Annotated in this window: 30 protein-coding genes, 1 pseudogene and 1 riboswitch; of the genes and pseudogenes, 16 read left to right on the top strand and 15 right to left on the bottom strand. The window is 34.7% G+C overall.

What is annotated here, in order from left to right; genetic code table 11:
* Positions 1–174: 174 nt before the first annotated feature.
* Together SIB89_RS15065 and SIB89_RS15060 are read left to right on the top strand one after the other, a co-directional pair.
* A complete protein-coding gene (locus SIB89_RS15065) occupies positions 175–1992 on the top strand; it encodes a DEAD/DEAH box helicase (protein WP_412560423.1) in 1818 nt (605 codons plus the stop codon).
* A 179-nt stretch (positions 1993–2171) separates the two neighbouring features.
* Positions 2172–2975: a carboxypeptidase-like regulatory domain-containing protein gene (locus SIB89_RS15060; protein ID WP_155089536.1), complete on the top strand. Its 804-nt coding sequence runs from the start codon at positions 2172–2174 to the stop codon at positions 2973–2975.
* Positions 2976–2978: 3 nt separating this feature from the next.
* Here the strand turns inward: SIB89_RS15060 and SIB89_RS15055 are convergent, their stop codons facing one another.
* The 4 genes from SIB89_RS15055 to SIB89_RS15040 all read right to left on the bottom strand — a co-directional run bounded on the left by SIB89_RS15055 (position 2979) and on the right by SIB89_RS15040 (position 5938).
* Complete coding sequence (locus SIB89_RS15055) at positions 2979–3341, bottom strand: VOC family protein (RefSeq protein ID WP_273289390.1); 363 nt, start codon at positions 3339–3341, stop codon at positions 2979–2981.
* 126 nt (positions 3342–3467) lie between these two features.
* Positions 3468–3998 (bottom strand): SRPBCC family protein, encoded by a 531-nt coding sequence (locus SIB89_RS15050; RefSeq protein WP_412560422.1) that lies wholly within the window; start codon positions 3996–3998, stop codon positions 3468–3470.
* A 38-nt stretch (positions 3999–4036) separates the two neighbouring features.
* Positions 4037–4693: a TrmH family RNA methyltransferase gene (locus tag SIB89_RS15045; protein ID WP_412560421.1), complete on the bottom strand. Its 657-nt coding sequence runs from the start codon at positions 4691–4693 to the stop codon at positions 4037–4039.
* A 60-nt stretch (positions 4694–4753) separates the two neighbouring features.
* Positions 4754–5938, bottom strand: coding sequence for a hypothetical protein (locus tag SIB89_RS15040; RefSeq protein WP_412560420.1), 1185 nt, complete (start codon positions 5936–5938; stop codon positions 4754–4756).
* A gap of 96 nt (positions 5939–6034) precedes the next feature.
* Between SIB89_RS15040 and SIB89_RS15035 the strand changes: the two genes are divergently transcribed.
* Positions 6035–6736: an SIR2 family NAD-dependent protein deacylase gene (locus tag SIB89_RS15035; protein ID WP_412560419.1), complete on the top strand. Its 702-nt coding sequence runs from the start codon at positions 6035–6037 to the stop codon at positions 6734–6736.
* Positions 6733–7173: a hypothetical protein gene (locus tag SIB89_RS15030; protein WP_273289385.1), complete on the top strand. Its 441-nt coding sequence runs from the start codon at positions 6733–6735 to the stop codon at positions 7171–7173. The genes SIB89_RS15035 and SIB89_RS15030 overlap by 4 nt, the downstream gene beginning before the upstream one ends.
* Before the next feature lie 47 nt (positions 7174–7220).
* Here SIB89_RS15030 and SIB89_RS15025 read toward each other — a convergent pair whose 3' ends face one another.
* Complete coding sequence (locus SIB89_RS15025) at positions 7221–7421, bottom strand: helix-turn-helix transcriptional regulator (protein WP_155089529.1); 201 nt, start codon at positions 7419–7421, stop codon at positions 7221–7223.
* The gene (locus SIB89_RS15020; RefSeq protein WP_155089528.1) at positions 7421–7864 is read right to left on the bottom strand and encodes a hypothetical protein; all 444 of its coding nucleotides are present in this window, start codon (positions 7862–7864) and stop codon (positions 7421–7423) included. Before SIB89_RS15020 ends, SIB89_RS15025 begins: the two co-directional genes overlap by 1 nt.
* A 290-nt stretch (positions 7865–8154) precedes the next feature.
* Here SIB89_RS15020 and SIB89_RS15015 point away from each other — a divergent pair, with 290 nt between their 5' ends.
* Entirely contained in the window at positions 8155–9066 is a 912-nt protein-coding gene (locus SIB89_RS15015) for a hypothetical protein (RefSeq protein ID WP_412560418.1), read from the top strand.
* 145 nt (positions 9067–9211) lie between these two features.
* Here SIB89_RS15015 and SIB89_RS15010 read toward each other — a convergent pair whose 3' ends face one another.
* The 3 genes from SIB89_RS15010 to SIB89_RS15000 form a co-directional block, all read right to left on the bottom strand.
* Positions 9212–10459 carry a glycosyltransferase gene (locus SIB89_RS15010; RefSeq protein WP_412560417.1) on the bottom strand — a complete coding sequence of 416 codons (1248 nt, stop codon included), beginning with the start codon at positions 10457–10459 and terminating at the stop codon, positions 9212–9214.
* A 65-nt stretch (positions 10460–10524) separates the two neighbouring features.
* Positions 10525–11214 (bottom strand): helix-hairpin-helix domain-containing protein, encoded by a 690-nt coding sequence (locus SIB89_RS15005; protein ID WP_412560416.1) that lies wholly within the window; start codon positions 11212–11214, stop codon positions 10525–10527.
* Positions 11214–11618 (bottom strand): hypothetical protein, encoded by a 405-nt coding sequence (locus SIB89_RS15000; RefSeq protein ID WP_412560415.1) that lies wholly within the window; start codon positions 11616–11618, stop codon positions 11214–11216. Before SIB89_RS15000 ends, SIB89_RS15005 begins: the two co-directional genes overlap by 1 nt.
* A 190-nt stretch (positions 11619–11808) precedes the next feature.
* Between SIB89_RS15000 and SIB89_RS14995 the strand changes: the two genes are divergently transcribed.
* From SIB89_RS14995 to SIB89_RS14985, 3 genes are all read left to right on the top strand, one after another.
* Complete coding sequence (locus SIB89_RS14995; RefSeq protein WP_412560414.1) at positions 11809–12378, top strand: adenylosuccinate lyase; 570 nt, start codon at positions 11809–11811, stop codon at positions 12376–12378.
* A gap of 85 nt (positions 12379–12463) precedes the next feature.
* The gene (gene purB / locus SIB89_RS14990) at positions 12464–13807 is read left to right on the top strand and encodes an adenylosuccinate lyase (RefSeq protein WP_412560413.1); all 1344 of its coding nucleotides are present in this window, start codon (positions 12464–12466) and stop codon (positions 13805–13807) included.
* Positions 13804–14031, top strand: a complete 228-nt coding sequence (locus SIB89_RS14985) for a hypothetical protein (protein WP_412560412.1) — start codon at positions 13804–13806, stop codon at positions 14029–14031. Before purB ends, SIB89_RS14985 begins: the two co-directional genes overlap by 4 nt.
* A 23-nt stretch (positions 14032–14054) precedes the next feature.
* Here the strand turns inward: SIB89_RS14985 and SIB89_RS14980 are convergent, their stop codons facing one another.
* From SIB89_RS14980 to SIB89_RS14965, 4 genes are read right to left on the bottom strand one after another with little or no spacing between them, the layout of a single operon-like run.
* Complete coding sequence (locus SIB89_RS14980; protein ID WP_412560411.1) at positions 14055–14600, bottom strand: DUF4252 domain-containing protein; 546 nt, start codon at positions 14598–14600, stop codon at positions 14055–14057.
* Between the two features lie 7 nt (positions 14601–14607).
* Positions 14608–15231, bottom strand: a complete 624-nt coding sequence (locus SIB89_RS14975) for a DUF4252 domain-containing protein (RefSeq protein WP_273289375.1) — start codon at positions 15229–15231, stop codon at positions 14608–14610.
* A 26-nt stretch (positions 15232–15257) separates the two neighbouring features.
* A complete protein-coding gene (locus tag SIB89_RS14970; protein WP_412560410.1) occupies positions 15258–15749 on the bottom strand; it encodes a hypothetical protein in 492 nt (163 codons plus the stop codon).
* Positions 15736–16245 carry an RNA polymerase sigma factor gene (locus SIB89_RS14965; RefSeq protein ID WP_273289373.1) on the bottom strand — a complete coding sequence of 170 codons (510 nt, stop codon included), beginning with the start codon at positions 16243–16245 and terminating at the stop codon, positions 15736–15738. Before SIB89_RS14965 ends, SIB89_RS14970 begins: the two co-directional genes overlap by 14 nt.
* A 152-nt stretch (positions 16246–16397) precedes the next feature.
* On the opposite strand from SIB89_RS14965, the gene SIB89_RS14960 reads away from it, so the two are divergent.
* Positions 16398–17849 (top strand): S41 family peptidase, encoded by a 1452-nt coding sequence (locus SIB89_RS14960; RefSeq protein ID WP_412560409.1) that lies wholly within the window; start codon positions 16398–16400, stop codon positions 17847–17849.
* A 34-nt stretch (positions 17850–17883) separates the two neighbouring features.
* Here the strand turns inward: SIB89_RS14960 and SIB89_RS14955 are convergent, their stop codons facing one another.
* Both SIB89_RS14955 and SIB89_RS14950 read right to left on the bottom strand, forming a co-directional pair.
* A complete protein-coding gene (locus SIB89_RS14955) occupies positions 17884–18744 on the bottom strand; it encodes a TonB-dependent receptor domain-containing protein (RefSeq protein ID WP_412560408.1) in 861 nt (286 codons plus the stop codon).
* Positions 18728–19816: a TonB-dependent receptor gene (locus SIB89_RS14950; RefSeq protein WP_412560407.1), complete on the bottom strand. Its 1089-nt coding sequence runs from the start codon at positions 19814–19816 to the stop codon at positions 18728–18730. Before SIB89_RS14950 ends, SIB89_RS14955 begins: the two co-directional genes overlap by 17 nt.
* A 63-nt stretch (positions 19817–19879) precedes the next feature.
* A riboswitch (cobalamin riboswitch) is annotated at positions 19880–20089 on the bottom strand.
* Between the two features lie 60 nt (positions 20090–20149).
* Between SIB89_RS14950 and SIB89_RS14945 the strand changes: the two genes are divergently transcribed.
* The 7 genes and pseudogenes from SIB89_RS14945 to SIB89_RS14915 all read left to right on the top strand — a co-directional run bounded on the left by SIB89_RS14945 (position 20150) and on the right by SIB89_RS14915 (position 26723).
* Entirely contained in the window at positions 20150–21307 is a 1158-nt protein-coding gene (locus SIB89_RS14945; protein WP_412560406.1) for an ABC transporter substrate-binding protein, read from the top strand.
* Between the two features lie 46 nt (positions 21308–21353).
* Positions 21354–22376, top strand: coding sequence for a FecCD family ABC transporter permease (locus SIB89_RS14940; RefSeq protein ID WP_412560405.1), 1023 nt, complete (start codon positions 21354–21356; stop codon positions 22374–22376).
* Positions 22377–23171, top strand: coding sequence for an ABC transporter ATP-binding protein (locus SIB89_RS14935; RefSeq protein WP_412560404.1), 795 nt, complete (start codon positions 22377–22379; stop codon positions 23169–23171).
* A gap of 73 nt (positions 23172–23244) precedes the next feature.
* Positions 23245–24566: pseudogene (gene rmuC, locus SIB89_RS14930) on the top strand (DNA recombination protein RmuC).
* A gap of 360 nt (positions 24567–24926) precedes the next feature.
* The gene (locus SIB89_RS14925) at positions 24927–25550 is read left to right on the top strand and encodes a SatD family protein (protein WP_412560403.1); all 624 of its coding nucleotides are present in this window, start codon (positions 24927–24929) and stop codon (positions 25548–25550) included.
* Entirely contained in the window at positions 25547–26263 is a 717-nt protein-coding gene (locus SIB89_RS14920; RefSeq protein WP_412560402.1) for a DUF3307 domain-containing protein, read from the top strand. Before SIB89_RS14925 ends, SIB89_RS14920 begins: the two co-directional genes overlap by 4 nt.
* A complete protein-coding gene (locus SIB89_RS14915) occupies positions 26256–26723 on the top strand; it encodes an acyl-CoA thioesterase (RefSeq protein ID WP_412560401.1) in 468 nt (155 codons plus the stop codon). The genes SIB89_RS14920 and SIB89_RS14915 overlap by 8 nt, the downstream gene beginning before the upstream one ends.
* Positions 26724–26772 lie beyond the last annotated feature (49 nt).

Here is a 26772-nt window from a genome sequence, read left to right as displayed (position 1 = left end):
ACCCAAAAATTGCCAATCCAATTAATTCCCCTACCTTTGCACCTTCAAAATCAAAAGATTGTATTTTGAGTACTCCTCAGAGTGAGGATGTGTTACCGGAAGTCTAAGGTTTAAGTATGTCGATACACTTCTTATGTAACACTGCATAACGTTATCGAATACTTACTTATTAGAATGAACACATTCCAAGAATTGGGTCTTAATGAAGACCTTCTTAAGGCTATTACGGATTTAGGTTTTGAAACACCTAGTGAAGTCCAAGACAAAGCCATCCCAATTTTATTAGAAAAAGAAAGCGACCTTGTGGCATTGGCACAAACAGGTACTGGTAAAACGGCAGCCTTTGGTTTCCCGATGCTACAAAAAATTGACGTAGATAGTAGAACCACACAAGGGCTTATCCTTTCACCGACGCGTGAGCTTTGTTTACAAATTACCAACGAGCTTAAGCTTTATGGTAAATACTGTAAAGGCTTAAACGTTGTTGCCATTTATGGTGGTGCAAGCATTACTGACCAAGCCAAACAAGTGAAGCGTGGTGCACAGATTATTGTAGCGACACCAGGTCGTATGAAGGATATGATCAGTAGAAAACTGGTGGATATCTCTAAAATTCAATACAGCGTATTGGATGAAGCTGATGAAATGCTGAACATGGGCTTTTATGAAGATATTACCGATATCCTTTCACATACTCCAGAAGATAAAAGTACATGGTTATTTTCGGCTACGATGCCTAAGGAAGTGTCTAGCATTGCCAAAAAATTTATGTACGATCCTATTGAAATCACGGTAGGAAACAAAAACGAAAGTACAAGCAACGTTTCGCACGAGTATTATTTAGTCAATGCCAGAGACCGTTACCAAGCCTTAAAACGTTTGGCAGATGCTAATCCAGATATATTCTCTGTAATTTTCTGTAGAACCAAGCGTGATACCCAAAAAGTAGCCGAAAACTTAATTGAAGATGGTTACTCTGCTGGAGCATTACATGGAGATTTAAGCCAAAATCAACGTGATTTGGTGATGAAATCCTTTAGAAACAAGCAGATTCAAATGCTTGTGGCTACAGATGTTGCCGCTCGTGGTATCGATGTAGATGACATTACACACGTTATCAATTACCAACTACCAGATGAGATTGAAACCTATACACACCGTTCTGGTCGTACAGGACGTGCAGGTAAAACTGGTGTCTCTATGGTGATTGTGTCTAAAAGTGAAGTTAGAAAAATAAAAAGTATAGAGCGCATTATTAAGAAGCAGTTCGAAAAGAAAGACATCCCTTCAGGTATGGAAATCTGCGAAGTGCAATTAATGAGCTTAGCAAATAAAATTCACAATACAGAAGTTAGTCATGAAATTGATAAGTACTTAGACAGTATCAATGAACTGTTTGAAGATACCGACAAAGACGAGTTGATTAAAAAATTCTTCTCGGTGGAATTTTCGCGCTTCTTTAATTACTACCAAAAATCGAAAGATTTGGCCGTTTCAGATTCGAGAGATTCTGACGGAGGACGCGATTATGGTAAATCATCTAATGACACGCGTTATTTTATCAATGTAGGTCGAAAAGATGGTTACGATTGGATGAAGCTAAAGGATTTCTTAAAAGAAGTTTTAGAACTAGGCAGAGATGATGTTTTTAAAGTAGACGTAAAGGATAGTTTTTCATTCTTTAATACCGAAAAAGCACTTCGGGAAAAAGTCTTGGCATTCTTTACGGATTACAAACACGATGGTCGTTTTGTAAACGTAGAAGTCAGTGAAAACCGAGGCCGTAGTGGTGGTGGAAGACGCGACAGAAACCGTGGTGGAAAACGCGACGATCGACGAGGAGGTGGACGCAGACGTGATGATAAACCAAGAAGCGAAAGACGTTCTCGCAGAAGTGGTGATTCAGACAGAAACGATAGAAAGCGTTCTGATAATCCAAAGCCGAGACGTTCAAAGTCGGCTTCTGATAGACCAAGACGTTCTAGACGTTAATAAAATTTAAATTACAAAGACTAAATTCCAATATGTACTACATGTATTGGAATTTGGTTTTTAGTTTATGTTTTTTGAGATTTAGGGCAAAGCCCTAATTTGTTAATATTAAGTCAAATCGCAATAGCGATATGTTAAAATCCGTTTTGTTTAGTACCTTTACAACGTAATTGACACAAATGCGGTATTTACTAATTATATTATTTTGTTTTACTACAGTTTACAGCTATAGCCAAGACAGTACAGCCACAAAAACGCCAGAGACGGTTAAGGGAACTATTGTAAGTTCTACATCAGAAGAGCCTTTAAGTGATGTTAATATTGTGAATATTAACCAAGTTGTAGGTGTGGCTACGGATGAAAACGGTGAATTTGAGATTAAGGCTAAAGCCAATGATACCTTGCACTTATCGTATCTAGGCTATAAATCCATCAAAGTCCGTGTAACCAATGACTGGTTAAAATTTGGAAATACTGAAATAGTTATGACCGAATTGGCATTGGCGCTAGAAGAAGTTACGGTGAAATCCCTTGAACTTACGGGTTATTTAGAAGTGGATATGAAACAGGTTCCTATTCGCAATAACAACCAATACAGAATTTCTGGTTTATACGGTAAAGCTTATGAAGGTGGGAAACCGAATATTGCCACTAAAGTTTTGGGCGCAATCTTTAATCCTGCAGACTTCCTCTATAATATGTTTGGAAAGAAACCAAACGAGATGCACAAGCTTAAAAAGATTAAGGAAGATGACGAGATTAGAAATCAGCTCGCTAAGCGTTTTGACAGGGAAATGTTGATGGTATTGCTTCAAGTGACCAAGTATGATTTGGATGAAATCGTGAATCAATGTAACTATTCCAAAGACTTTATAAATACGGCTAACGATCTTCAAATTTTAGATGCCATAAGTGAATGCTACGAAGAATACAAAGTGATTCAACGCAGTAAAGACCGTAAAAAGAAAAAGGATAAGGCTTAATTCCTATTTACTGGAATGAAGGGCAACTCTATTGCCTTCAGTATCTATAAAAGCTCCCATAAAACCGTGTTCGTCTGAGATTTTAGTTTTTGGCTGATAGATTTTTCCGCCTGCAGCTTCTATTCTATCCAATTCATTCTGCACATCCTCACACATAAAATAGACTAATGTCCCTTCTTGACTTGGAATATAAGACTCTTGCTTAATTAATGTGCCTGTGGCACCATGACCATCATTGTGATTGGGGAACCAACCCATTAACATACCGCCAAAATCCACTTCCTGAATTTCTACCTTAAATACGGTTTCGTAAAACTTTTTTGCACGACTCATGTCGTTAACCGGAATTTCGAACCATCCTATCATTTTGCTATTGTTTATTTTTTATTCTTACTGTTTATTACTTCTCTGTCAGGTTGAGCGCAGTCGAAACCCATATGAAAATAGAGTTCAATTAACCTCATTACTCTAACTTGTCTGGCATGATTTTTATTATTTAGACTCCAATATTTGTTTTAAATCATTTAGACCTTCTTCAAAATCCTTTCCAACGGTTTTATCCATATCAAAAAACAAGAAGAAAATATTTGAAGGCGGCTTATTAACACCTGAAAATCCCCAAGTGACCTTTGTGGTGTTTACATCTACGGATTTAACACCAAGATATGCATCGGATTGCGACTTCCAAGGCTTAAAAAAGCGTAGCTGGCTTTCTATAAGTTCATTTTCAACAATTCGTTTTATTTCCTGTTCTCCCGTGCCTACTTCTTTATTTCCTTCCCATTTAGAAATAAAACCGACCTCACCATCAGTCCCTATAAATTCCTGTGTCATATTTGGGTCCTTCTTCTTCCAAGGAGACCAATCATTTTGATTTTTAGTGAATTTTACATAATTGAATACTTCCGATATTGGTCTGTTAATGGTTACACTGCGGCTTACGCTGTAGGTTTTAGGAGTGACTAATGCCAATATTATTATAAGCGCAAAAACGGCAAGGACGACGTAAAGAACAATCATCATAATCTTTTGGTTTTAGTTAGTTCTTAAAGTTACGAAAATTAGTGTTGTGAATGGTATCGTTCTACGATGGAGTCGTAATTTTTAATGGTTTTTTTAATCCAGTCGAATCGTTTTTCAATCCATTCCTTTTCAGTCAATTTCCAATCGATTTCAGATTTACGCAATTTTGAAGTGACATGCTGTAGAATAATTGCAGCAGATACAGAAATATTAAGACTCTCAGTAAAACCAACCATTGGAATTTTTAAGAAACAATCCGCTTCATCTAAAACGTGTTGCGAAAGCCCTTCGGTTTCCCTTCCGAAGAAAAAACAAGATTTTTGGGTAATATCGAAATCAATAAGATCACAATCTTCGGCATGTGGACTTGTCGCTACAATTTGATAACCTTTGGATTTTAAATCTTCTATACAGGATTTTGTGGAGTGATATCGGTTTAGATCCACCCATTTTTGGGCTCCCATGGCAATCTCCCTATCAATACGTTTGGAGTTCACTTCTTCGATAACATTTACTTCTTGTATGCCAAACACGTCACAAGAACGAATTACAGCACTTGTATTGTGGAGTTGATAGACATCTTCTGTTGCTACAGTAAAATGTTTAGTGCGCTGTGCTAAAACCTTTTGAAACCGTTGTTTTCTGTGCTCAGTGAGATAGGACTCTAAGTGATTGAGAAGTTTTAAATCTGACATAGGATAAAAATAAAAAAACCTAGCCGTAAAGCTAGGTTTAATATAAAATATTGAAATGTATTATTCATTAATACCAATATCTCCTTGAGCAACTAAGGTGGCTAAATTAGCTGCGCTAAAATGTACATTGATATAGCCATCTGCAGTAAGAACATCGTCATAACCAAATGCAGTATCATCATCTAAGGCAGATACATTGGTTTTACTAACACCAGTTGTACCATCTACAGAATTAAAAGTAAATAAAATTGCTCCAGGTGCAGTAGCAACACTACCAGCATGTATATGTGCTGGGTGCATTTCACCATCCACACTATTAATTATATCGAGAGTTGCTAAAGCTTCACCATTAACACGCTCTTCAAAGGTTGCAGTACCAGAAGCTGTAGGTACATCAACTGAATTTAGTACGTACACTTTAGACTCTCCTGTCAATTCATTCTGTCCAATATCACCTTGGGCAACTAGCGTTCCTAAGTCACTTGAACTTAAATGAACGTTAATGTAACCATCGTAGTCTAAAATATCCACGTAAGCAATAGCATCTACATTGGTTTTGCTCATACCTGTGGTTCCATCAATAGAATTAAACGTAAATACTATATCACCACCTTCAGCAGCTGTATTAGCATGTATATGCGCTGGATGCATAGCTCCATCTGTAGTATTTTCTAAATCGATGGTAGCTAAAGCTTCACCGTTAACTCGCTCCTGAAACGTAGCCGTACCAGAAATCGCAGGATCATCTACCGAGTCTAGTGCATATACCTTAGACTCTCCTGTCAATTCATTCTCGCCAATGTCACCTTGCGCCACTAGTGTTCCTAAATCACTGGCACTTAAGTGTACATTAATGTAGCCATCAAATGTTATTAATTGATCATAGGTAATCGGATTACCATCATCTAATTCGCTAACAATAACCGTACTAAATCCAGTAGAACCATCAACAGTACCTAAGGTTACGGCGATATCACCACCTTCTGCAGCAGTATTAAAATGAATATGAGCAGGATGCATTCCACCACTTGGTGTTCCTACAAGCTCTAACTCAACGGTCGTAGAATTATTACTATTTTCTATAAATCTGGCTGTTCCAAAAATATTAGGGTCATCTACGGACACTAACGCGTAAGTTTTGGAATTGCCTGTCGGACCAATAACATTTCCGTCATCATCTAGACTACAACTTGTAAAGCCTAATGTGATAAAAAATATTATTGTAAATTTTAAAATGTTTTTCATAAGTATAATTGTTTTTGAGATTTAGTCTAAACTTATATTAAAATCAAAGATTAACTTTGCTATAAAGCAATCTATTTTAACTCATTTAATGACATTATGAGCCAACACAAAAAAAAACACATCGTTGTATTGACAGGAGCTGGTATGAGTGCCGAAAGTGGTGTTAAAACCTTTAGGGACCATGATGGCCTTTGGGAAGGACATGATGTTATGCAAGTAGCTTCACCTGAAGGGTTTAGAAAAAACCCTGAATTGGTTTTAGATTTTTATAACCAAAGAAGACGACAGCTAAAAGAAGTAGAACCCAACCAAGCACATAGAGATTTAGCTGCGCTAGAAAAAGATTACAAGGTGACCATTATTACGCAAAATGTAGATGATCTGCACGAACGTGCTGGAAGTACTGATGTGGTGCATTTACATGGTGAATTACTGAAAATAAGAAGTACTGGCAACCCTAACGACATTAAAACTTGGACTGAAGATATTAATCTTGGTGATCTGTGTAATGAAGGTTATCAATTACGCCCTCATATTGTTTGGTTTGGCGAAGATGTACCTATGATCGAAACTGCCGTTAAAATTTGCTACACTGCTGATATTCTTATCATTATAGGCACAAGTATGCAAGTGTATCCTGCTGCTAGTTTAATTAATTATGTACAACCAGACACTGTCATTTATTATATAGATCCTAGACCAGCTATAAGCAATGATGGTAATCTGAATGTTATAGCTAAATCTGCCACAGAAGGCATGAAAGCTTTATTAACCATTTTAAAATCCGATACGATATGAAAACGAATCAACTTTATACAATTCTCTTTTTGTTGTCTTTGTACTGTTGCCAAAACAGCAAAAAAGCAAATACTACAATAAATGAAACGGATTGTATTGAATCTGTTTTAGCAAAGGATAGTGAACTTGGTAAAACTAGAAATCATGAGTGTGAAACAATAACGTTGCATCAGACCATTGAAAATTACACTAATGCCATGCAAAATCTTAATTTTGAAGGTTGTCCAGAGGCATTCAGTACCGCTTTTGAAGGCCACATTTCTGCTTGGGACCGTATGGGTGAATTTACAAAAGCATATTCTGATTTAAGAGGGGAAATGCACGTATTGTTTGATAGTATTGAAAAAACTAAAGATAGTACCCAGTTTAAAGCGTTGTTAAAAGACATTTGGGACACTTGGGCAGAAGTTGAAGCGGCAAAACCTAATTCTAAATAAGAATTATTCAGCAATTAATCAATATTGAAACCAAAAAGCCCATTAAATTAATCATCTTTACTCAATTTGAAAAAGTCGTTCACTGGCTTACCAAAAACTTCTGATAATTTTAAAGCCAAAACCGTAGAAGGCACATAACGATTGGCTTCAATGGAATTAATGGTTTGACGAGAAACACCTATTTTCTTTGCCAAATCATCTTGGGTTAAATCTAAAATGGCACGTTCTACTTTAATTGTATTTTCCATTATCTGTTACGTTTTAATATTTCAAAAAACATAATTTGGATAATTAGCATAAAAGACAAGACCTGAAAGTAACTAAAATCATTGTGCTTAGACGCCTCATAAATAAAATTGTTTACGATATAGTCTGCAACAGGTTGAATTAAACTGTACATAACAGCCATAATAAATGCCAAAGTGTAAGCCTTAAATCGCAATGTTGTAACCATTTCATCTTCTATTTTCTCTTTAGATAAGGTTACGATTAAAAGTCCCACCAGCAACCCTTTTCGCAAAACATCCTTGAGCCATAAGGGCTCATTATCTATAAATTTTAAAGCTATCATAATTCCAAAAATCAGAAGACAAATAATTGTACCTCTTAATTTCCAAACATTTGGTAACTGAAATTCAGACCATTTTTCGATTTTGGTACGCTCACAATCCATTAGTTTCTTTGCATTCATAATTGACAAATATATTTTCTATTAAGTAAAATTATTTTTACTATATGACAAATATACTTTACATTATTGGGTTTTGCAAATGGTTTTATTGAAACTTGACTTTGTAAAAATTTTCAGCTAACTTCGTTAACGCTTGATAAAAAACATTGAAACGATTTTTTATCAGAGACATTGCCAGTAATTTGACCAAACCTCAATTTTACGTATTTACTCAATCAAATAGACTATTTACTCATTACTGTTTTTTATAATAATGTAGCTGAATTAAATTTGATAAAGACTAATAGAAAATGAAAAAAACAATCTTTATCGCTTTTTTAACGATTAGCTCATTCTTATTTGGACAGAAACCAGCTGAAAAAGTTGGCGAAATAGAAGTTCAATTAATTAGACATTTTTTTAAAAGAAATGCAGATTATGAACTAACCAAAAAGAAAACGAATAGAAAAAACCGACCTTATTTGAGAATGTACTTTGATTCCAAAGGGAATTTATTGAAATCGATAGGGTTCGGAAAACACCACAATACCGATTTAAGGCTAATAGATAGAATTCATATATACAACTATGACAAGAATGGAATAAAATCAAAAATCGACGTTTGGGAAACTGATTACAACAAAAACATTTCATACCAATATTATATCAAGTTTGATTTAGATAGCACCAAGTCAAAAATTATTTCGGAAAAAATGTATGAAATTGAATCCGACACGATATTTACTCAAACCGATTACTGGTATAACGAAAAAAGTGAATATCAAGGAGTCATTTTTGACTCAACATATTATTATCAGAGAAAATATAATGACAAAAAGCAATTAGTTAGTCTTCAACAAATTCACGACAGTAAATTGAGATGGGAATGGAAATATACTTATTCAGATAACAAGAGAATTGGAATATTTCAAACTTATTACAATGATGGAGAAGATTACTCAAAAAAAGAGATTCGAACATATGACGAACTTGGACGTTCCATTGAAATAGAAAAATTACAACTAACAAAAGACGGTCTTGAAACAAAATTTAAAGTCTATTACGATAAAGACGGAATTATTGACAAAATTGAAGTGTATGAATCTTACAATCGAGAAGATGGATACGGATTTGTTTCGTATGAGGAAGTCAAAGTAAAAAGTAGAGTAAGTATTAATTCCTCTACTGCTGAAAAAATCAACGAACTAATAATAACAGAATAAAAACTACTGGCAACACCATGTAAAAATAATTGCTTGGCACAAGCCTATTCGGAAAATCCTCGCGGATTTTCCAGTTAATTATGTACTTGTAATGGTTCGTGCCAGCCCACGCAACTATTATTACACGTATTCCAAGATTAAATTCCTAGTAATATTTAGTTTTATTCTTAGCCTCAATCCACTTGCTCAAATACTTAGTACTTTGCAAGGTTTGATGTTGCAACAAATTCCCAATAAAGTTATTTTGGCGATGTGATTTTAAATTCGCTTTTAGATCGGTTATTCTCTGAGAAAACTCACTTTCAAAACTCGTTTTATTAAAGCGCTCATTATTTACTGTAAATCCATTCTCTTGCTTGTTATGCCAGATTTTAGAGTCGTTGTATAATGTAATAGCTTTAGTAGCAAATGCTTTAGCATCATTTTCTATAAATCCATTTGCTTCCATTTCGCCAAACATACCTTCTGCTGCAATACTAGACATAACACACGGTGTACCATTTTGCATAGCATCAACGAGTTTACCTTTGAGTCCTGCTCCAAAACGCAATGGTGCCAAGCATATTTTAGCCTTTTGCATCACTTCATTGACATCTTCGGCAAAGCCTTTAATTAAAAAGTCTTGTTTTTCATTATGTAGTTGTGATACTTTTTGGGATTCGTAAGCGCCATAAATATGTAATTCTGCTTTTGGTAGTTCTCGTCTTATCAATGGCCAGATAGTTTGCTTTAAATGTAAAACCGCATCATAATTTGGTGGATGTAAAAAATTACCGATGGTGATGAAGTGTTGTCGATCTTCAAAAGTTGGTAGTTCTTTTATTTCATCTTCGGAAATTGGTTGTAATAAAAACGGTAAATAATAGAGCAAATCTCTATCTATTTTAAACTGTTTCGTCAGAATTTCGATTTCAGCCTCAGAAATCATTAAACTTAAGTCACATCGGTAGATACTGGCAATTTCACGTTTGGTAGTATCGTTTTGCAAATGTTCAACAGTCACTTCCACTCCATCCTTTAAAGCCAATTCCCTAGCTTTTCTTAAGCCGTGAAAGTCTTCCGTATCTAAAATTCGTAGTGCATTTGGGCAATACTCTGCCACGCGCCAGCCATACTGTTCCTCAGTCATAAAGCGGTCAAACACCACAACCTCTGGATTCAACTCTGTAATAAATATATCAAAAGACGAATCATTTAATACGATAGCTCGGGTTTTAACACCAATACCTGAAAGATCAAAGGTGTTTTGAGATGGTTTTGCCGCAGAAGCAAATGTAATGTCAAAACCTTGCTTTTGAAACTGCTCTATAAGCTGCAACATCCGACTTCCTGCAGCAGAACTGTTGGGCTCTGGCCAGACAAAACCAATAATTAAAAGGTTGCTATTTGACATAACAACCTTTTAAATTAAAGTGAATAGTGTATAAATATTTAGATGTAGAATACATTATGTGTTTTCTAATCCTTTAAATAAACAAAACGCTCGAGACGCTTAAGCTCTTTATCATCAACGTATTTCCCGATTTCTTTTCTAAATTGGTCCAGGTTTTTGTAAGGTCTGTATTCCTCAAATTCGTGCGCCATACGATTGCCAACACCTGGCAGTGCCTTAATATCTTCTTCTGAAGCCGTGTTTAATTCTACAGGAACGAACACATAGTTTAAATAGCGTTCTACTTCCTCATCATCTACGTACTTACCAATTTCTCTCTTAAACTGCTTTATGCTAACGTATGGTCTGTACTCTTCAAACTCATGCGCCATTTTATCTCCAACACCAGGAATCATCTTAAAATCAGCCTCAGCAGTTGTATTTAGATTAAAGGGAACGAACATTTTTTTATAAAGTTCTTCTTTATTTTCTCCTTCAAGCATGGCATCTAAATCTTTCATATCAACAAAAGGTCTTTTTTCTAAAATTTGAGAAACGATTTCTGAAGATAGTCCTAATGCATTCAAATCGGCTTCGGTAGCAAGATTTGCATTTAAAACTGTACTAGTTTCAGCTTCTGTCTCTTTTGTCATTTCTTTTTCCGTCGTTTCAGCTGAGTTGTTCATTTCTTGTTTTTCTTCATTCGAATTTTTACAAGATGTTAAGCTTAGGCCTATTAAAACGCATACTACGAGTAACTTTGTTATATTTTTCATTATTTTTGATTTATAAGTATTAAATATGAATATCCAATTAATGCTAAAACTACCATACTAAAAGGTGCCAATGCTGGTAATGCACCAGACAAACTCTCAATAAACAGATCCCAATTATTTGCTGTAGGCTTCATATCACGTTCAAACTCAAAATTAGCATCTAGGTGTAAATAAAAGCCATAAATACCACTAAGTGCAGTAATTAAAAGAAGCCATTTAAAAAAGTTCTTTATCCATCTAGTTCTATAAAAAATTAGAAGAATTACAGTTAAACTAATTAAGCCAGTGCAAAGTATTGGAATAAGTTGTGAAAGACTTTCATAATGATCCAAAAGATACAATTCTAATACGGTACCTATAACCATTAAAATAAAAGCAGATAAAATAACTTTCTTTAAGCTCAATTGATGTTTAGTATCTAATTTTATTAGTATGATGTTGCAAAATTACACACGAATGAGTGGAAATAAAAATTATTTAGATAAATTCTAAATAAAATTAATTCATTTTTATCCGAAACTATTTTTTAGCGGTAAAATTGATAAATTTATACTTCGAAGCTAATCAAAATTAAACTAAAAAGCTTTTTCTATTTTGACGAAAGACCAACTATATAATGAACTTAACTACGTGAATCATTCGCGCGAAAAGCGCTTGCACTATGCAAATCTAGTTATTGCCAATCCGGAATTAGTAAAACCACTCATAGAAATTCTTTTTGAAGTTGATGATAAAATTTCGTGCAGAGCCGCTTGGGTTTTTGAGTTTATGTGCGGCGAAAAACTAGAAGCCATTATTCCACATCTCAATTTATTTACGGAAAATATTGCGAAAGTACATTTAGATCCTGCCGTTAGACCAGTAGCCAAAGTTTGTGAATATCTTATCAAAGATTACTACTCAAAGTATGACAATAAAATTAAATCTGTACTAACTGAACAACACAAAGAGAAAATTGTTGAAGCCTGTTTTGATTGGATGATCAATGACGAAAAAATTGCACCCAAAGCCTATTCCATGAACTCTTTGTATCTACTCGGTAATGAATATGATTGGATTCATCCAGAATTAGCAATGATTTTAGAACGCGACTTTCAGATGCAGAGCTCAGGATTTAAAGCAAGAGCAAGACATATCCTAAAAAAACTAAAACCCAAAAACTAAATACCAAATTACAAAAACTTATGACTCCACGCTTCGTGCTTCTAGCTAACTTTGCTATCTTTGACGCTTCAAAAAACCAACTCAAATGGCACTTACGGCACTTAGCGCAATTTCACCAATAGATGGCAGATATAGATCTAAAGTAGAAGCTTTAGGCAACTATTTTTCTGAAGAAGCATTGATTAAATATCGTGTTTTAGTAGAGATTGAATATTTTATCGCTTTGTGTGAATTGCCACTACCTCAACTAGAGTCTGTTTCGCATTCTGTTTTTGATGACCTAAGGGCTATTTATAGGAATTTTACACCTGTTGATGCTTCTGCGATTAAAGAGATTGAAAAGGTTACCAATCATGATGTAAAGGCGGTTGAATACTTTATAAAAGAGAAATTTGATGCCTTGGATTTAGCGGATTATAAAGAATTTATCCACTTCGGATTAACATCTCAAGACATTAATAATACAGCTATTCCTTTAAGTATTAAGGAAGCTATGAATGATGTCTATGTTCCGGAATACCATACATTATTAGAGAAAATTGAAGCGTTAGCCAAAGAATGGTCAGATATACCAATGTTGGCAAGAACACATGGGCAACCAGCGTCACCAACACGATTGGGTAAAGAAATAGAGGTTTTTGCAGTAAGACTAAAGGAACAATTTAATTTATTGAATGATGTACCAAGTGCTGCAAAATTTGGTGGTGCAACCGGAAATTTCAACGCGCACAAAGTAGCCTACCCAAATATTGACTGGAAAGCCTTCGGAACAAAATTCGTTCAGGAGAAATTAGGTTTACAGCATTCGTTCCCAACGACTCAAATTGAACATTATGACCATGCTGCAGCTTTGTTTGATGCCTTAAAGCGCATCAACACCATCATCATAGATTTAGATAGAGATATTTGGACCTACGTGTCTATGGATTACTTTAAACAAAAAATCAAAAAAGGCGAAGTGGGCAGTTCTGCTATGCCTCATAAAGTAAACCCAATAGATTTTGAAAACAGCGAAGGCAACTTAGGTATTGCCAATGCCATTTTTGAGCATTTATCAGCAAAATTACCGATATCGAGATTACAGCGCGACCTTACTGACAGTACAGTGTTAAGAAACGTTGGTGTACCTTTTGGCCATACCCTTATTGGTTTTAAATCCACTTTAAAAGGTTTGGGCAAGTTATTGTTGAACGAGGCTAAATTTGCACAAGATCTTGAAAACAATTGGGCTGTTGTGGCTGAAGCGATTCAAACAATATTAAGGCGCGAAGGTTATCCAAATCCTTATGAAGCATTAAAAGGGTTGACGAGAACCAATGAAGCCATTACGCAAAAATCCATTTCAAATTTTATTGATACATTAGAGGTTTCGGATGCCATTAAATCTGAACTCAAGAGAATTACACCAAGTAATTATACGGGTATATGAAGTTATTTCCAATAAATAGAAATTCCATAGCGCTTTGCATCGTTGCTTTTGTTAGCATTGGTTTTTTTGTAGCTGGCTTATTTGATGTTCTAGATTATTTTATAATGAAAGCCTTATTATTTACAGGTTTTGCGGTTTTGCTAGTTATTGCACTCATCCATGCCCTTAAGAATAATGATAAAAAAAATCATCCTGAAGAAATTCCCCAAGACGATTCGCATTAACATTTTAAATAAATATTGTCAGTTTATTTAAAAAAGTCTTTTATTACCTCTAAATTGCTGTCATCAAAGTTCATGTCTTTCAATACGGATTGCAAGGACATTAACTTACCAGCATTCATATCATCACCTAAAACTCTTGCTACGACAAAACCTTTATCATTTGCATTTCCAAAGACAATAAGTTCATCTATATTCTCTACATCACCTATAAACTTCACCATAAACTTACCATCCTTAGTGTTACCACCTCGCATCAGTTCCTGATATTTTGAGTCCTTCAAAATAGCTTTAACTTTTTCTAGCTCCACTTTATACTCCTCCTTATTATCTTCTCCAAGGGTAAAAGCTAAAATATTAAGTTTGTCAACAGACTCATAAGCTTCTTTTTGCTCATCTGTGAGTTCTACTTTTTCAACATCGATAAAACTTGCAGGTATGTCACCAGATATAAAACCTGGTTTTAGCTCATTATCCACAAAATAGGTTTGCAATGTTGGCCCTTGGTTGCAGCTTGTAAAAGCCACAGCCAAAAGCAACACTACCATTGATTTTTTGATTGATTGTATCATGATCTTATTAGTCATTCTTTTCGCCAGCTTTCTTTAACTGCTCTCCACCTGGAAAATCCATTTGATTTGTGATTTTTGAAATCTGTCTCAAATCTATATCACCAGTTAAGGTCATAATTACAGTTTCAAACTCACGCTTTTCGCCATTGATTTCTATATTCTCACCTTTAGTCATTTCCTTTAGACCAGAAATAAACATCAATAATTCCTTTACATGGTTCTCATCCTTACCTTCCTTTACGTAAAACTTAACGGTTTGTTCACCATCCTTAATACGCATTAACTCTTCTAAGTCAGATGATTTTAAATACTTATCTACGGTAGCCTTCATATCTGCTGAGATACTTTCGTCTCCTGTAGTAAACACTTTAAATCCTGTAATGCTTGCTGCCATCTCAGCATATTCCTTCATTTCTGGGTCATCCATATCTATACCCATAGTCGCTAACATTTTGAACATTTTCTGATTTAAGATAACCGAAGTTACACCTTCTAAATCTTCAAATCTGTCAAAAACACTCTGACTGAATGAGGTCATTGATGTAAGCATTACTGCGATGATTAAAATTGCTTTTTTACTCATGATACTTCCATTTTTTAAGTATTCGTGAAAATTCTTTAAATTTTTCATGATTTCCTGTTTTTAATTTTTAATAATTAATTCTTTAATAATTTGTTTGTTGTTTCACTAAATTCTGCAATGTGGCTCGCTTTATTTAAGCCTACATTAAAGTTTTCAGAAGCTAAGTCTAGTGCATTGATACTTGATGTTCCGTCATTAAACTTATCTGAGAGCATCGCCAAAGCTGCTTTAGTTTCTAAATACAATTGTTGTTCCTCAGCTGTATATTTTTCCCAAGGATCTGTTTCTCCACCCCAATTAGGAATGAAAATTCCAAGCATAAGAACAGCAACTGCTGCGACAGAAATCCATTGATACAATTTTGTTCTCTTAGGTTTTAATGGAACGTCTTTAGTGTACTGCTCTTGTTGCGATTGCGAAAAGTATAGGAACATTGGTTTGTAATGTTCTAAATGTGGTGCTACATTATCACTCTCAAAATAAGCTCTCAGTTGCGCTTCTTCGGCTAACGATGTCTCAGCATTGTTATACTTTTCTAATAGTTTTTCTATATTATTTAATACCATATTGATGTGTATTAGTCAATTTTTCTCTTATTGTTTTACGTGCCCTGGATAAATTTACTCGTACTGCTGTTTCGTTCATTTCTAGCATTTCTGCTATCTCTGCATAATCGTACTGTTCTATATCTCTTAATTGCACTATTATTTTTTGTTGTTCCGGAAGGTCTTCCATTATCTTAGAAACCCAATCCACGCTATCTCTAGCTTCTACTTGTTTTTGTAATGACGAGTCGTTATTAGTATAATTACTATGAACGATCTTTAAATTTTGTGCCTGTTTGGATTTTAACCGATCCAAACAAAAATTCTTTGTCATTGTCATTGAGAAGGCTTCTACATTTTTGTATTCACTTATCTTCTCTTTATTTCTCCATAATTTCAGCAGTATTTCTTGCGTAGCATCCTCAGCTTCTTCACGAGAAACCAGTAAACGTTTTGCCAAACGGAATACCTTATCCTTAAATGGCATCACTAAGCTTACAAAATCTGCCTGCTTCATTACTTTTTTGATTGGTGGTTGAATACAATTTTACTTGCCTTCATAACTACGACGATACACATTACAATTTGTTACAAAGTTTTTTTATTTATAATAATGTAAGTAAATTTAGAGTTTTACAGACAGATGTAAAAAACGCTATAAAAAAGAAAATGATGAAAAAGTTTAGTCTTATTGCACTACTGTGCGCCTTTACCTTTGTTTTAACAGGCTGTTTTGAAGATTTAGATGATAATGCCATTGCAAATTCAGACATCAATGATTTTGTCTGGAAAGGAATGAATGCTTATTATCTGTATAATTCACCCAATCAAGTACCCGACTTATCCAACGATAGATTTGGCATTAACGGTATTGATGATAGATACGAGAAAACCGAAGAATACTCAGAATATCTTAATGGTTTTGCCACTCCAGAAGATCTCTTTGAGACTTTAATATTTGAACCTCTAGATCCTTTCTCTGTTATTGTACCAAATTATTTAGATATTATAAATGCCCAACAAGGCACAACGCTTAGTAATGGGATAGAATTTAGATTGTATTTGGTCCCTGGAAGTCAGACTGAAGTGTTTGGTGCGATAACATTAGTTTTAAACAATAGTGTTGCTGATAATTTAGGCCTAGTAAGAGGTCAGGTTTTTAGAGCTGTGGATGGAACAGATCTTACGACATCAAATATTAATACACTATTAGGGCAGGACTCTTATACATTGAATTTTGCTGACTATGATAATAACGGAACTCCGCAAGCAGATGACGACACTATAACTTTAAATGGTGAAAGCACAAACTTAACAAAAGCTGCCTATACAGAAAACCCTGTTCATATTGCTCAAGTCTTAAACCTTACAAATGTTAATGTTGGTTACTTGATGTACAATGGGTTTAGTAGCAATTTTGATAATGAATTAAATGATGCTTTTGGTCAGTTTCAGGCTGCTGGAGTGCAAGAATTGGTTATCGATTTAAGGTACAATGGAGGCGGAAACATACAAACAGCCGTTCATTTGGCAAGCATGGTAACTGGTCAGTTTAATGGACAGGTATTTTCAAAACTATTCTATAATAACAATCAGCAAAGTCAGAATAGAAATTACGAATTTACAAACGCATTGTCAGACAACACGTCGATTAATAGTTTAAATCTGAGTAAAGTATATGTATTGACATCATCAAGTTCTGCCTCAGCAAGCGAACTCATCATCAACAGTTTAAGACCTTATATAGAAGTTGTGCATATTGGTGATATGACAGCAGGAAAAACACAAGCCAATCGTCTTGTATTTGACTCACAAGAGTTTGATGGCAACAATGTTAATGGAAATCATAATTACGCTCTAATTCCGCTTATTGCTAATTCTACAAATGTTAATGATGGTTTAGTACCTACAAACGGGTTAACTCCAGATGTTAACATAGTTGAAACACCAAGCACTTTTGGAACTTTAGGTATGATTTCTGAACCATTATTGGCTGCAGCTATAGCTGACATTACAAATGGAGATCGATCTTTTAATAGAAATATAGATTTTCCTATTCTTGAAGAAATTAGTGCTAAAGAACTAAAGTCTCCAATTGAAAATCTAATGTTTGAAGACTAAAAAAAAGCCGCTTTAAAGCGGCTTTTTTCATTGACTACAACATGAGGTTAAACCCTAAATTAAATCCCCTTCCCTTAGTTGTAAAACCAAAAAGTTCTTGATAGTCTTCATTAAAAATGTTTGTAAGGTTTGCAAACACTGTCATTTTATTGTTGATGATTTTATGGCTGATGTAAAAATCCAGCAACCCATAAGAATCGAGCGTCACTGAATCATTTTCAAAAGTTTCATTGTTAAATACCAGATCTTCTCTCTCATCATTATATTGATAAGACAAACTTATTTGCATTAGTTCTGAAAGCGCATAGTCCAATCTCGTATTAACTTTAATTTCTGGAATCCTAAGACTTAAGTCTTCATCTAAAGTTGTGTAAGTTCCATTTAGATTAAGGTTCATGTCCTTAATCACTTTTATTTGTGCAACCAGTTCCAAACCACTAGCAGTAAAAGATTTTTCAATATTTTGATATTGAAACACAAAACCACCAGTATCTACAAAATCAATAAAATTATCTTCATTTCTAGTGAAGTAAACTAAGCTTATTGTGGCTCTATCCTTAATATTAACCTCTGCTCCTACTTCAATGGTTTGATTCTCTTCGGGTTCTAAATCAGGATTTCCAAAACTAGGCTCAAACAATTGATATAAAGATGGTGTAATAAAAGCGGTACTATAACTCGCTAATCCTTTTATGTAACCAAAATCCAAATCAATTTTATAAGACGGATTTACACTATAAACAAAGTGATTCCCATATTCACTGTGATTATTTAATCGTGCTCCAGCATTGACATTCAATCCAAAATCTGAAACATAAACCACGTTTACATATGGATCTGTAATTGTAAATTGTGCAGTTTCTGGGTCTATTGCTTGACTAAAAATCCGTTTCACCAAAAGGAATAGCAAAACTCTCCATTTGGTTATCTTGATAGTTAATTCCCAAAACAGTGTAGAACGTATCACTAAAATTATAGCGATTAAAAGCATCTACGACTATACTCTGGGCATTAAACTGTGAAGGAAAGCCAGATTCAATCTCGCGCTCAACATCATTATAAGCAGCATTCACGGTGATGCTTCCCTGTTTGTATTTAAATTCTGGTGACGCGCCTACTCTATATTGCTTGGAGATTGAAATATTGTCTGCATCCGTCAGACCAAAACTATCATCAAAATCGGCCTTATAGTTATCAAAACTTGCATAAGTGGTCAGTTTAAATGCATTACTGAACTTATATCCCAACTTTACATTTCCATTGTGACTGTTAAAAGCATCAGACTCTGTACCACCTTCTATTGCTGATAATCCGTCTGTAAATTGATGTCCGAAGCTGGCCAAATAATTAAATTTACCTAATTGTCCATTTACAGAAACACTATTTCTAAAATCCTCAATTGCATAATTATTTTCATCTGAAGATTGATTGGTACCCAATGTGCTTCTCAAACTCAAGTTAATAGCTTTTTTTGAGGCTTCCTTGAGTTTAATATTAATAACAGCAGTTGCAGCACCTGTTCCGTACAGTGTGCTCGATGCACCCTTTAAAATCTCAATAGATTCTACTTGGTCCGCATTTAACAAACGTAAATCGTAATCATTGGCAATTTGAGATGGGTCAGTAACCTGTACTCCATCAATAAGTATTAAAACCTGGCGATTACGTCCACCACGAATAAAATAACTTAGGTTCTGGCCAGCGTTGCTGCGAACACCGTTAATTTCTACACCAACCGTTCTACCGATAATTTCGGCAATGGACTGTCCTTGTAGTTTTTCTAAATCTTCTGAGGTAATCTTGGTAATGACCTTACCCGAATTTTCTCGTTTTAGTTGAAATTTTGAGTCCGTAACCACCACTTCCTCTAACTGCTCAACTTTTACTGAATCTTGCTCTTTTTGTGCAAATCCAACAGATAGCATACCTAAACTAAGTATGCTACAAAACACTTTTGTTTTGTTCATTTTAAAATTTAATTGCTCGAGAACACACTGAAATTAGTATGTAAACTTTTATCCCGAAAGTTTGACTTCTATGTTGAAATTGGCAGGTCTCCTGACTTGCGTCTTGCTATTCGTCTTCCCATACCTAGGTTTCGGCACAGTGACATTGAAGGTTATAACAAGCTTTATAGCTTACAGTTGCGGGAACAGTTTTGGAATTGAAAATTTTATTCGCACCAAATTCCCTTTTAATCCAATCGGTTAAGGATTGGAACCTAATTTCGGCGCAAAACTAAACATTTTGTTTAATGATTGACACAAAACTTTAAATAATATTACTTTTGAAAGAAATTGATGATTTTGAAAAAAACACTCTATATTTTTTTACCGATTTTAATTCTATTTAGCAGTTGCAAAGAGGATAAAGGCATCAAAAGGGATCTTCCTCCCTTAGATACAAGTTCAATAAATTTAAAATACGCCAAAGGCTTTTCAGTAACTGACAACAGAGATTATAAAATTTTAACCATTGAAACACCTTGGCCTGAAGCTGAGAAAAACTATAAATATCTTATTGCTTCTAAGGAACAGCTATCAAAAATGACTTTTCCTAGAGATGCTTATGACGGTGTCATTACAAATGATATTACAAAGCTCGTCGTTACATCCACGACTCACATTCCTGCTTTAGAATTGTTGGGTGTAGAACAAACTTTAGTCGGTTTTCCTGAAACAGACTATATTTCTTCAGAAAAAACCAGAAAGCGAATCAATAAAGGTAAAGTAAGGGAACTCGGTAAAAACGAAGGCATCAATACCGAAGTGCTTTTAGAGCTTAATCCAGATGTGGTGATTGGTTTTGGTGTAGATGGAGTAAACAAAACATTCGAAACGATAAAAAAAGCTGGTGTTCCTGTAATTTATAATGGCGATTGGGTAGAATCTTCAGCTTTAGCAAAAGCAGAATGGATCAAATTTTTCGGTGTGCTTTTTAATCAAGAACAAAAGGCGGATACCATTTTTAACAACATCGAAAAAGATTATTTAGAAGCAAAATCTATTGCAAAGCAAGCCAAAACGCAACCAACAGTTTTAAGTGGAGCCATGCATAAAGATGTTTGGTATTTACCAAATGGCTCTAGTCCTGAAGCACAATTTTTAAAGGATGCCAACGTCAACTACCTTTGGAGTGACACTACTGGAAATGGAAGCTTAGCATTAAGCTTTGAAGCTGTGCTAGACAAAGCAAAAGATGCTGATATATGGTTAAATCCATCCTATTACAGTAGCTTAGAGCAGTTGAAAAAAGCGAGTTCTTTATATACAAATTTTGAAGCTTTTAAAACAAAAAACGTTTTCTCATTTACCAATGCAAAGGGAGAAACCGGTGGAGTATTATATTACGAATTAGGAACAGCAAGACCTGATTTGGTCTTAAAGGATTTAATAAAAATTTGCCATCCGGAATTGTTAGATGGTTATACTCCATATTTCTTTAAGAACCTTAAATAAAACTAGAGACCTCACAGGTTTTAAAACCTGTGAGGTCTTATAAATAATGAAAATCAACTACAAATACCAATTCATAGCGCTCTCAGTAATTTTATTGCTATGCTTTTTTGTGAATATAAGTTTAGGCTCTATTAGTATTCCGATGGATAGTATTTTTGGTAGTCTTTTCGGAACTATAGAGAATAGCACTTGGGAGGTAATTGTTACCGATTTTAGATTGCCAAAAGCCATAACAGCCATTTTGGTTGGCTCTGGTTTAGGAATTTCAGGATTGTTAATGCAAACCTTATTTAGAAATCCCTTAGCAGGTCCATTTGTCTTGGGCATCAGCTCTGGTGCAAGTCTTGGTGTTGCTTTAGTGATTTTAGGTTCTGGTTTATTTGGAAGTCTTTTTGCTACAGCACTTATTTCTAAATGGAGTATTGTCATTGCTGCGAGTTTAGGCAGTTTCTTGGTACTATTGGCTGTTTTGGCGGTTTCAAACAAAGTCCGAGATACTATGGCTATTCTCATCATCGGTTTAATGTTTGGCAGTATTACGGCTGCTGTGGTTAGTGTACTCTCCTACTTTAGTTCAGCAGAACAATTACAACAATACATTTTTTGGGGTTTTGGCAGCTTGAGCAATTTATCTTGGGATGAGTTATTGATTTTCTTCGGGATTTACCTGGTTGGTCTTATTTTGAGTATTGCCTCCATCAAAGGTCTAAATAGTCTTTTACTTGGAGATAATTATGCCAAGAGTTTAGGTCTTAATTTAAAACAAAGCCGACTCATTATCATTTTAGCAACTAGCCTTATAGCAGGAACAATTACAGCCTTTGCTGGCCCAATTGCTTTTATCGGTTTGGCGATTCCGCATTTAACACGTCAAATATTTAAAACCTCAAATCACAAAGTGCTATTGCCAGCTGTATTTTTATATGGAGCAATAGTTATGTTAATTTGTGACAGTATTGCTCAAATTCCTGGAAGCGATTACACTTTACCAATTAATGCCATAACAGCTTTGGTTGGTGCGCCTGTTGTAATTTGGTTATTGGTAAGACAACGAAAAATGATGTTTTAGATGAAAAATGAAGCATCACATATCATCCTAAAAGCGGAACAACTTTCAATAGGTTACAAAACCAAGAAAGTTGAAACCGTAGTGGCGTCAAATATTAATTTTGAATTACAACAAGGGCAACTTATTGGTTTAGTGGGTGCTAATGGAATTGGAAAATCAACACTTTTAAGAACCTTGATTAAAGTACAGCCTGCGTTATCAGGGACTACTCTTTTAGATGACAAAGATTTAAAATCCACTTCTACTACAGATTTGGCAAAGCAGCTTAGCATTGTGCTCACTGAACAATTAACCTCAAAAAATCTTTCAGTATATGAGTTGGTGGCTTTAGGAAGACATCCTTACACTAATTGGATAGGCAACTTAACAGATAAAGATAATTCTATTATCAATTCGTCTTTAAAGCAGGTCAATATTTTTGATTTAAAAGACAAAAGATGCTACGAACTCAGCGATGGTCAGTTACAAAAGGTAATGATTGCTCGTGCTTTGGCTCAAGATACAGATGTGATTGTTTTGGATGAGCCTACCACGCATCTCGACATGTATCACAAAGCCTATATTTTAAAACTCTTGCAAAAACTCACCAAAGACACCGGGAAAACAATTTTATTTTCTTCACATGAAATAGATTTAGCCATTCAGCTATGTGACACTATGATTGTAATGCGAAAGGATGATGTCGTTTGTGACCAGCCATGTCAATTAATTTCAAAAGGTGTATTTGAATCCCTTTTTCCTGAAGATTTAATTTTGTTTGATGACAAATCCGGAAGTTTTCGGGTTAAGAAATAGCTTATTCATCTTCGGGCTTCATGCTTCAAACTTCGAGCTAAAAATGTATCTTTGATAAATTCTCTTTTTCAACATGAACGACACACTCATTTTATTTATTGCTATCATTTTTTCGGCAGGAATTGGCGCATTTATTGGGCTTAAGTTTGCACAACTAAAAAGCAAAGGTGACAAAAGTGCCCTTGAAGAACGCCAACTACAACTTAACAATACCATTGGAGAACTCAAGCAGACTATAGAGAAAATTGAAACGGATCGCGAAGCTATTAGAAAAGAAAAAGATTTTTTAAATACCGAATTATCTAGACGAAATACCGAATATGAGAACCTTCAGCAACAAAATTTAAAGCGAGACGAAGAGTTAGTCAAACAACAAGAACAACTCAGAAAGGATTTTGAATTGATGGCTTCAAAAATCTTGGATGAAAAATCTGAAAAATTTACACTTCAGAACAAAGAGAACATCAAAAACATCCTCAATCCGCTTGAAGAGAAAATAAAAACGTTTGAAAAGAAAGTTGAAGACACTCAAAAGGAGAGCATAAGTATGCATTCGGCTTTAAAGGAACAGCTACTTGGACTTAAAGACCTCAACCAGCAAATGGCACTTGAAGCCACCAATTTAACAAAAGCCTTAAAAGGTGATAGCAAAACGCAAGGAAATTGGGGCGAATTGGTTTTAGAGCGTGTTTTAGAGAAATCTGGACTGGAAAAGGATAGAGAGTATTTTGTTCAACAGAACTTTACGCGCGACGACGGAAGTCGCGTAATGCCAGATGTGGTATTGCACCTTCCCGATTCTAAGAAAATGATTATTGACTCTAAAGTGTCATTAACGGCTTATGAGCGGTTGGTAAATGCCGAGGATGAGGAGAGAGGTATGTATCTAAAAGCGCATGTAAATTCCATAAAAAACATGTTGACGATCTTTCCGCTAAGAATTATCACGATTTATATGATATAGAATCCCCAGACTTTGTGTTGATGTTTATTCCTATTGAGCCTGCTTTTGCTGTAGCCATTAATGAAGACAATACACTTTACAACAAAGCCTTTGAGCAAAATATTGTCATCGTTACACCTTCTACCCTTTTGGCTACGTTGCGCACTATTGATACCATGTGGAACAATGAAAAGCAACAGCAAAATGCTATTGAGATTGCGAGACAAGCTGGTGCACTCTATGATAAGTTTGAAGGCTTGGTAACCGATTTAACAGGTGTTGGCAAAAAGATTGATGCTGCTAAAAACGACTATTCGTCGGCTATGAATAAATTGGTTGAAGGTAAGGGCAATCTTATTTCGCGCGTTGAAAAAATTAAAAAAATGGGCGCTAAAGCCAAAAAAGCATTACCCGAGAAGATTATTAAAAGAGCTTCTGAAGATTTTGAATAAAAAAACTATCGACACTATTTACAAATGGACACTTCGGTTCTATTACGCTAGAATTTTAATCATTGGAATTAGCTTAATCTGCCTTTGTATAGTGGGTTTATTTACAGATTATATGTTTTCAGAAAACAACGACCTCAACTTGTTTTTGTGCTTAATCTTTGGCTTTTTGGGAATAATACTTCTTTTAATTGGTTTGTTTAAAAAAACAGAGACCGAATATGGCATCCGCAATAGACGGCATGAAAAAGATCTTGAATAAAAGCTTTAAATTTATATTCCATAAAAAAGGCATAATTTAAAATATTCCGTTTTTGAGGAATAAATTTGTTTATTCCGTTTAAAAGGCATATATTTGAATAAATGATATTTGTTATGACCAGTGTTATTACAGGAGATATTATAAAATCCCGTAAAGCTATAAATGAAGATTTGTGGCTAAAACCCTTAAAGACAGCGTTATCTGAACTCACTGAGGATGCCTCTTTTTATGACATTTATAGAGGTGATAGTTTTCAACTAGAATGCAGTAATGAAACTGATAGTTTTAGAACAGCTGTTTATATAAAAGCTTTTTTAAAAACTGTAAAAGGACTCGATGTAAGAATGTCTATCGGTATTGGAAATAAGCAGTACCAAGGTATTTCTGTGAGTGAGTCTAATGGTGAGGCCTTTGTTTTTTCTGGTGAAACATTTGAAATACTCAAAAAAAAGAAACAGAATCTTAGATTAAAAACAAGCAACGAAACACTTAACAAAGAAATTAATCTTTATTTTAGACTAGCTCTTATTGCCATGGACAATTGGACGACCAATTCCGCAGAAATAGTAAAATTAAGTTTAGAGCATCCAAATATGATTCAGTCTGAGTTAGCTGAGATTATTGGCATAAGCCAAGATGCCGTAAGTAAGCGACAAAAACGAGCTCACCTAGACGAAATTTTAGAACTAGACGCTATGTACAGACAAAAAATAGCACAATTATGATGATATTACTTCTTAAACTAATATTGGCTCATCTTATTGGTGATTTCTTTTTGCAGCCACAAAAATGGGTAAAGGATAAAGAGAAGAAAAAATTAAAATCGGTTTGGTTGTATATTCATGTAATCATCCATGTAGCTTTAATGTTCCTCTTTGTTTGGGATTTATCTTATACCAATTTAATCCTATTAATTGGTGCCTCACATTTAGTTATTGATGCCTTAAAACTCTTGTTGCAAAAGAAGAAAACAAAGCGATTCTTCTTTTTTGCAGACCAACTGTTTCATTTGGCTTCAATCTTTACTTTGACTATTCTTTTATTTGAGGATGATTTTGCATTCACAATAACGTTTAGTCCAAAATTACTGCTACTAATTATCTGCGCTATTTTTCTAACCATGCCTACCTCAATAATAATGAAAACCATATTCTCCAAATGGGATATTTCAAAATTGACCAAGGGCAATGAATCTCTAAAAGATGCTGGAAAATACATTGGTATTTTAGAACGACTATTGGTTTTTATATTTATTATCGTTGGACATTGGGAAGCTGTCGGATTTTTAATCACAGCTAAATCTGTATTTAGGTTTGGAGATTTAACAGCTTCAAAAGAGCGAAAGCTAACGGAGTATATACTCATTGGTACACTCATTAGCTTTGGTATTGCAATAATTACTAGTTTGGTGTACCTCAACCTTCAACATTATGCATAAAACAGTTGATTCTTCTCGTGTAAGCATTTCGCAGCTTATGCAACCGTCCCATTCTAATTTTAGTGGGAAAATCCATGGTGGCTATATATTAAACCTTATGGACCAGATTGCCTTTGCCTGTGCTTCTAAACACTCTGGAGCATACTGCGTAACTGCATCAGTAGATACCGTAGATTTTATAAACCCAATTGAAGTCGGTGATTTAGTCACTATGAAAGCTTCCGTTAATTATGTCGGTAGAACATCAATGGTTGTTGGTATAAGGGTAGAGTCTGAACACATACAATCCGGAACCAAAAAACACTGTAATTCTTCATATTTTACCATGGTAGCCAAAGGTGAAAATGGAAAATCTATTGAAGTGCCTGGCTTAATACTAAACGATAAAACAGAAGTTTTACGGTTTTTAAAAGCCATTAAACGAGCATCAACAAAAAAAAGCTCGTCAACAAGAGTTTAACCATGCTACCTTTACTCTTGAAAATTACCTTGAACAGCTAAAAAATTAT

The sequence above is a fragment of the Winogradskyella sp. MIT101101 genome (genome assembly GCF_047126865.1).
In the GTDB taxonomy this organism is placed as follows: domain Bacteria; phylum Bacteroidota; class Bacteroidia; order Flavobacteriales; family Flavobacteriaceae; genus Winogradskyella; species Winogradskyella ouciana.
The sequence above is the reverse complement of the archived record's forward strand: the minus strand, read 5'-3'. Positions and strand labels throughout refer to the sequence as shown.

Coding starts and splice junctions, on each gene's coding strand:
- SIB89_RS15065 (WP_412560423.1), top strand. CDS start 175: ATGAACACATTCCAAGAATTGGGTCTTAATGAAGACCTTCTTAAGGCT.
- SIB89_RS15060 (WP_155089536.1), top strand. CDS start 2,172: ATGCGGTATTTACTAATTATATTATTTTGTTTTACTACAGTTTACAGC.
- SIB89_RS15055 (WP_273289390.1), bottom strand. CDS start 3,341: ATGATAGGATGGTTCGAAATTCCGGTTAACGACATGAGTCGTGCAAAA.
- SIB89_RS15050 (WP_412560422.1), bottom strand. CDS start 3,998: ATGATGATTGTTCTTTACGTCGTCCTTGCCGTTTTTGCGCTTATAATA.
- SIB89_RS15045 (WP_412560421.1), bottom strand. CDS start 4,693: ATGTCAGATTTAAAACTTCTCAATCACTTAGAGTCCTATCTCACTGAG.
- SIB89_RS15040 (WP_412560420.1), bottom strand. CDS start 5,938: ATGAAAAACATTTTAAAATTTACAATAATATTTTTTATCACATTAGGC.
- SIB89_RS15035 (WP_412560419.1), top strand. CDS start 6,035: ATGAGCCAACACAAAAAAAAACACATCGTTGTATTGACAGGAGCTGGT.
- SIB89_RS15030 (WP_273289385.1), top strand. CDS start 6,733: ATGAAAACGAATCAACTTTATACAATTCTCTTTTTGTTGTCTTTGTAC.
- SIB89_RS15025 (WP_155089529.1), bottom strand. CDS start 7,421: ATGGAAAATACAATTAAAGTAGAACGTGCCATTTTAGATTTAACCCAA.
- SIB89_RS15020 (WP_155089528.1), bottom strand. CDS start 7,864: ATGAATGCAAAGAAACTAATGGATTGTGAGCGTACCAAAATCGAAAAA.
- SIB89_RS15015 (WP_412560418.1), top strand. CDS start 8,155: ATGAAAAAAACAATCTTTATCGCTTTTTTAACGATTAGCTCATTCTTA.
- SIB89_RS15010 (WP_412560417.1), bottom strand. CDS start 10,459: ATGTCAAATAGCAACCTTTTAATTATTGGTTTTGTCTGGCCAGAGCCC.
- SIB89_RS15005 (WP_412560416.1), bottom strand. CDS start 11,214: ATGAAAAATATAACAAAGTTACTCGTAGTATGCGTTTTAATAGGCCTA.
- purB (WP_412560413.1), top strand. CDS start 12,464: ATGGCACTTACGGCACTTAGCGCAATTTCACCAATAGATGGCAGATAT.
- SIB89_RS14985 (WP_412560412.1), top strand. CDS start 13,804: ATGAAGTTATTTCCAATAAATAGAAATTCCATAGCGCTTTGCATCGTT.
- SIB89_RS14980 (WP_412560411.1), bottom strand. CDS start 14,600: ATGATACAATCAATCAAAAAATCAATGGTAGTGTTGCTTTTGGCTGTG.
- SIB89_RS14975 (WP_273289375.1), bottom strand. CDS start 15,231: ATGAAAAATTTAAAGAATTTTCACGAATACTTAAAAAATGGAAGTATC.
- SIB89_RS14970 (WP_412560410.1), bottom strand. CDS start 15,749: ATGGTATTAAATAATATAGAAAAACTATTAGAAAAGTATAACAATGCT.
- SIB89_RS14965 (WP_273289373.1), bottom strand. CDS start 16,245: ATGAAGCAGGCAGATTTTGTAAGCTTAGTGATGCCATTTAAGGATAAG.
- SIB89_RS14960 (WP_412560409.1), top strand. CDS start 16,398: ATGATGAAAAAGTTTAGTCTTATTGCACTACTGTGCGCCTTTACCTTT.
- SIB89_RS14950 (WP_412560407.1), bottom strand. CDS start 19,816: ATGAACAAAACAAAAGTGTTTTGTAGCATACTTAGTTTAGGTATGCTA.
- SIB89_RS14945 (WP_412560406.1), top strand. CDS start 20,150: ATGATTTTGAAAAAAACACTCTATATTTTTTTACCGATTTTAATTCTA.
- SIB89_RS14940 (WP_412560405.1), top strand. CDS start 21,354: ATGAAAATCAACTACAAATACCAATTCATAGCGCTCTCAGTAATTTTA.
- SIB89_RS14935 (WP_412560404.1), top strand. CDS start 22,377: ATGAAAAATGAAGCATCACATATCATCCTAAAAGCGGAACAACTTTCA.
- SIB89_RS14925 (WP_412560403.1), top strand. CDS start 24,927: ATGATATTTGTTATGACCAGTGTTATTACAGGAGATATTATAAAATCC.
- SIB89_RS14920 (WP_412560402.1), top strand. CDS start 25,547: ATGATGATATTACTTCTTAAACTAATATTGGCTCATCTTATTGGTGAT.
- SIB89_RS14915 (WP_412560401.1), top strand. CDS start 26,256: ATGCATAAAACAGTTGATTCTTCTCGTGTAAGCATTTCGCAGCTTATG.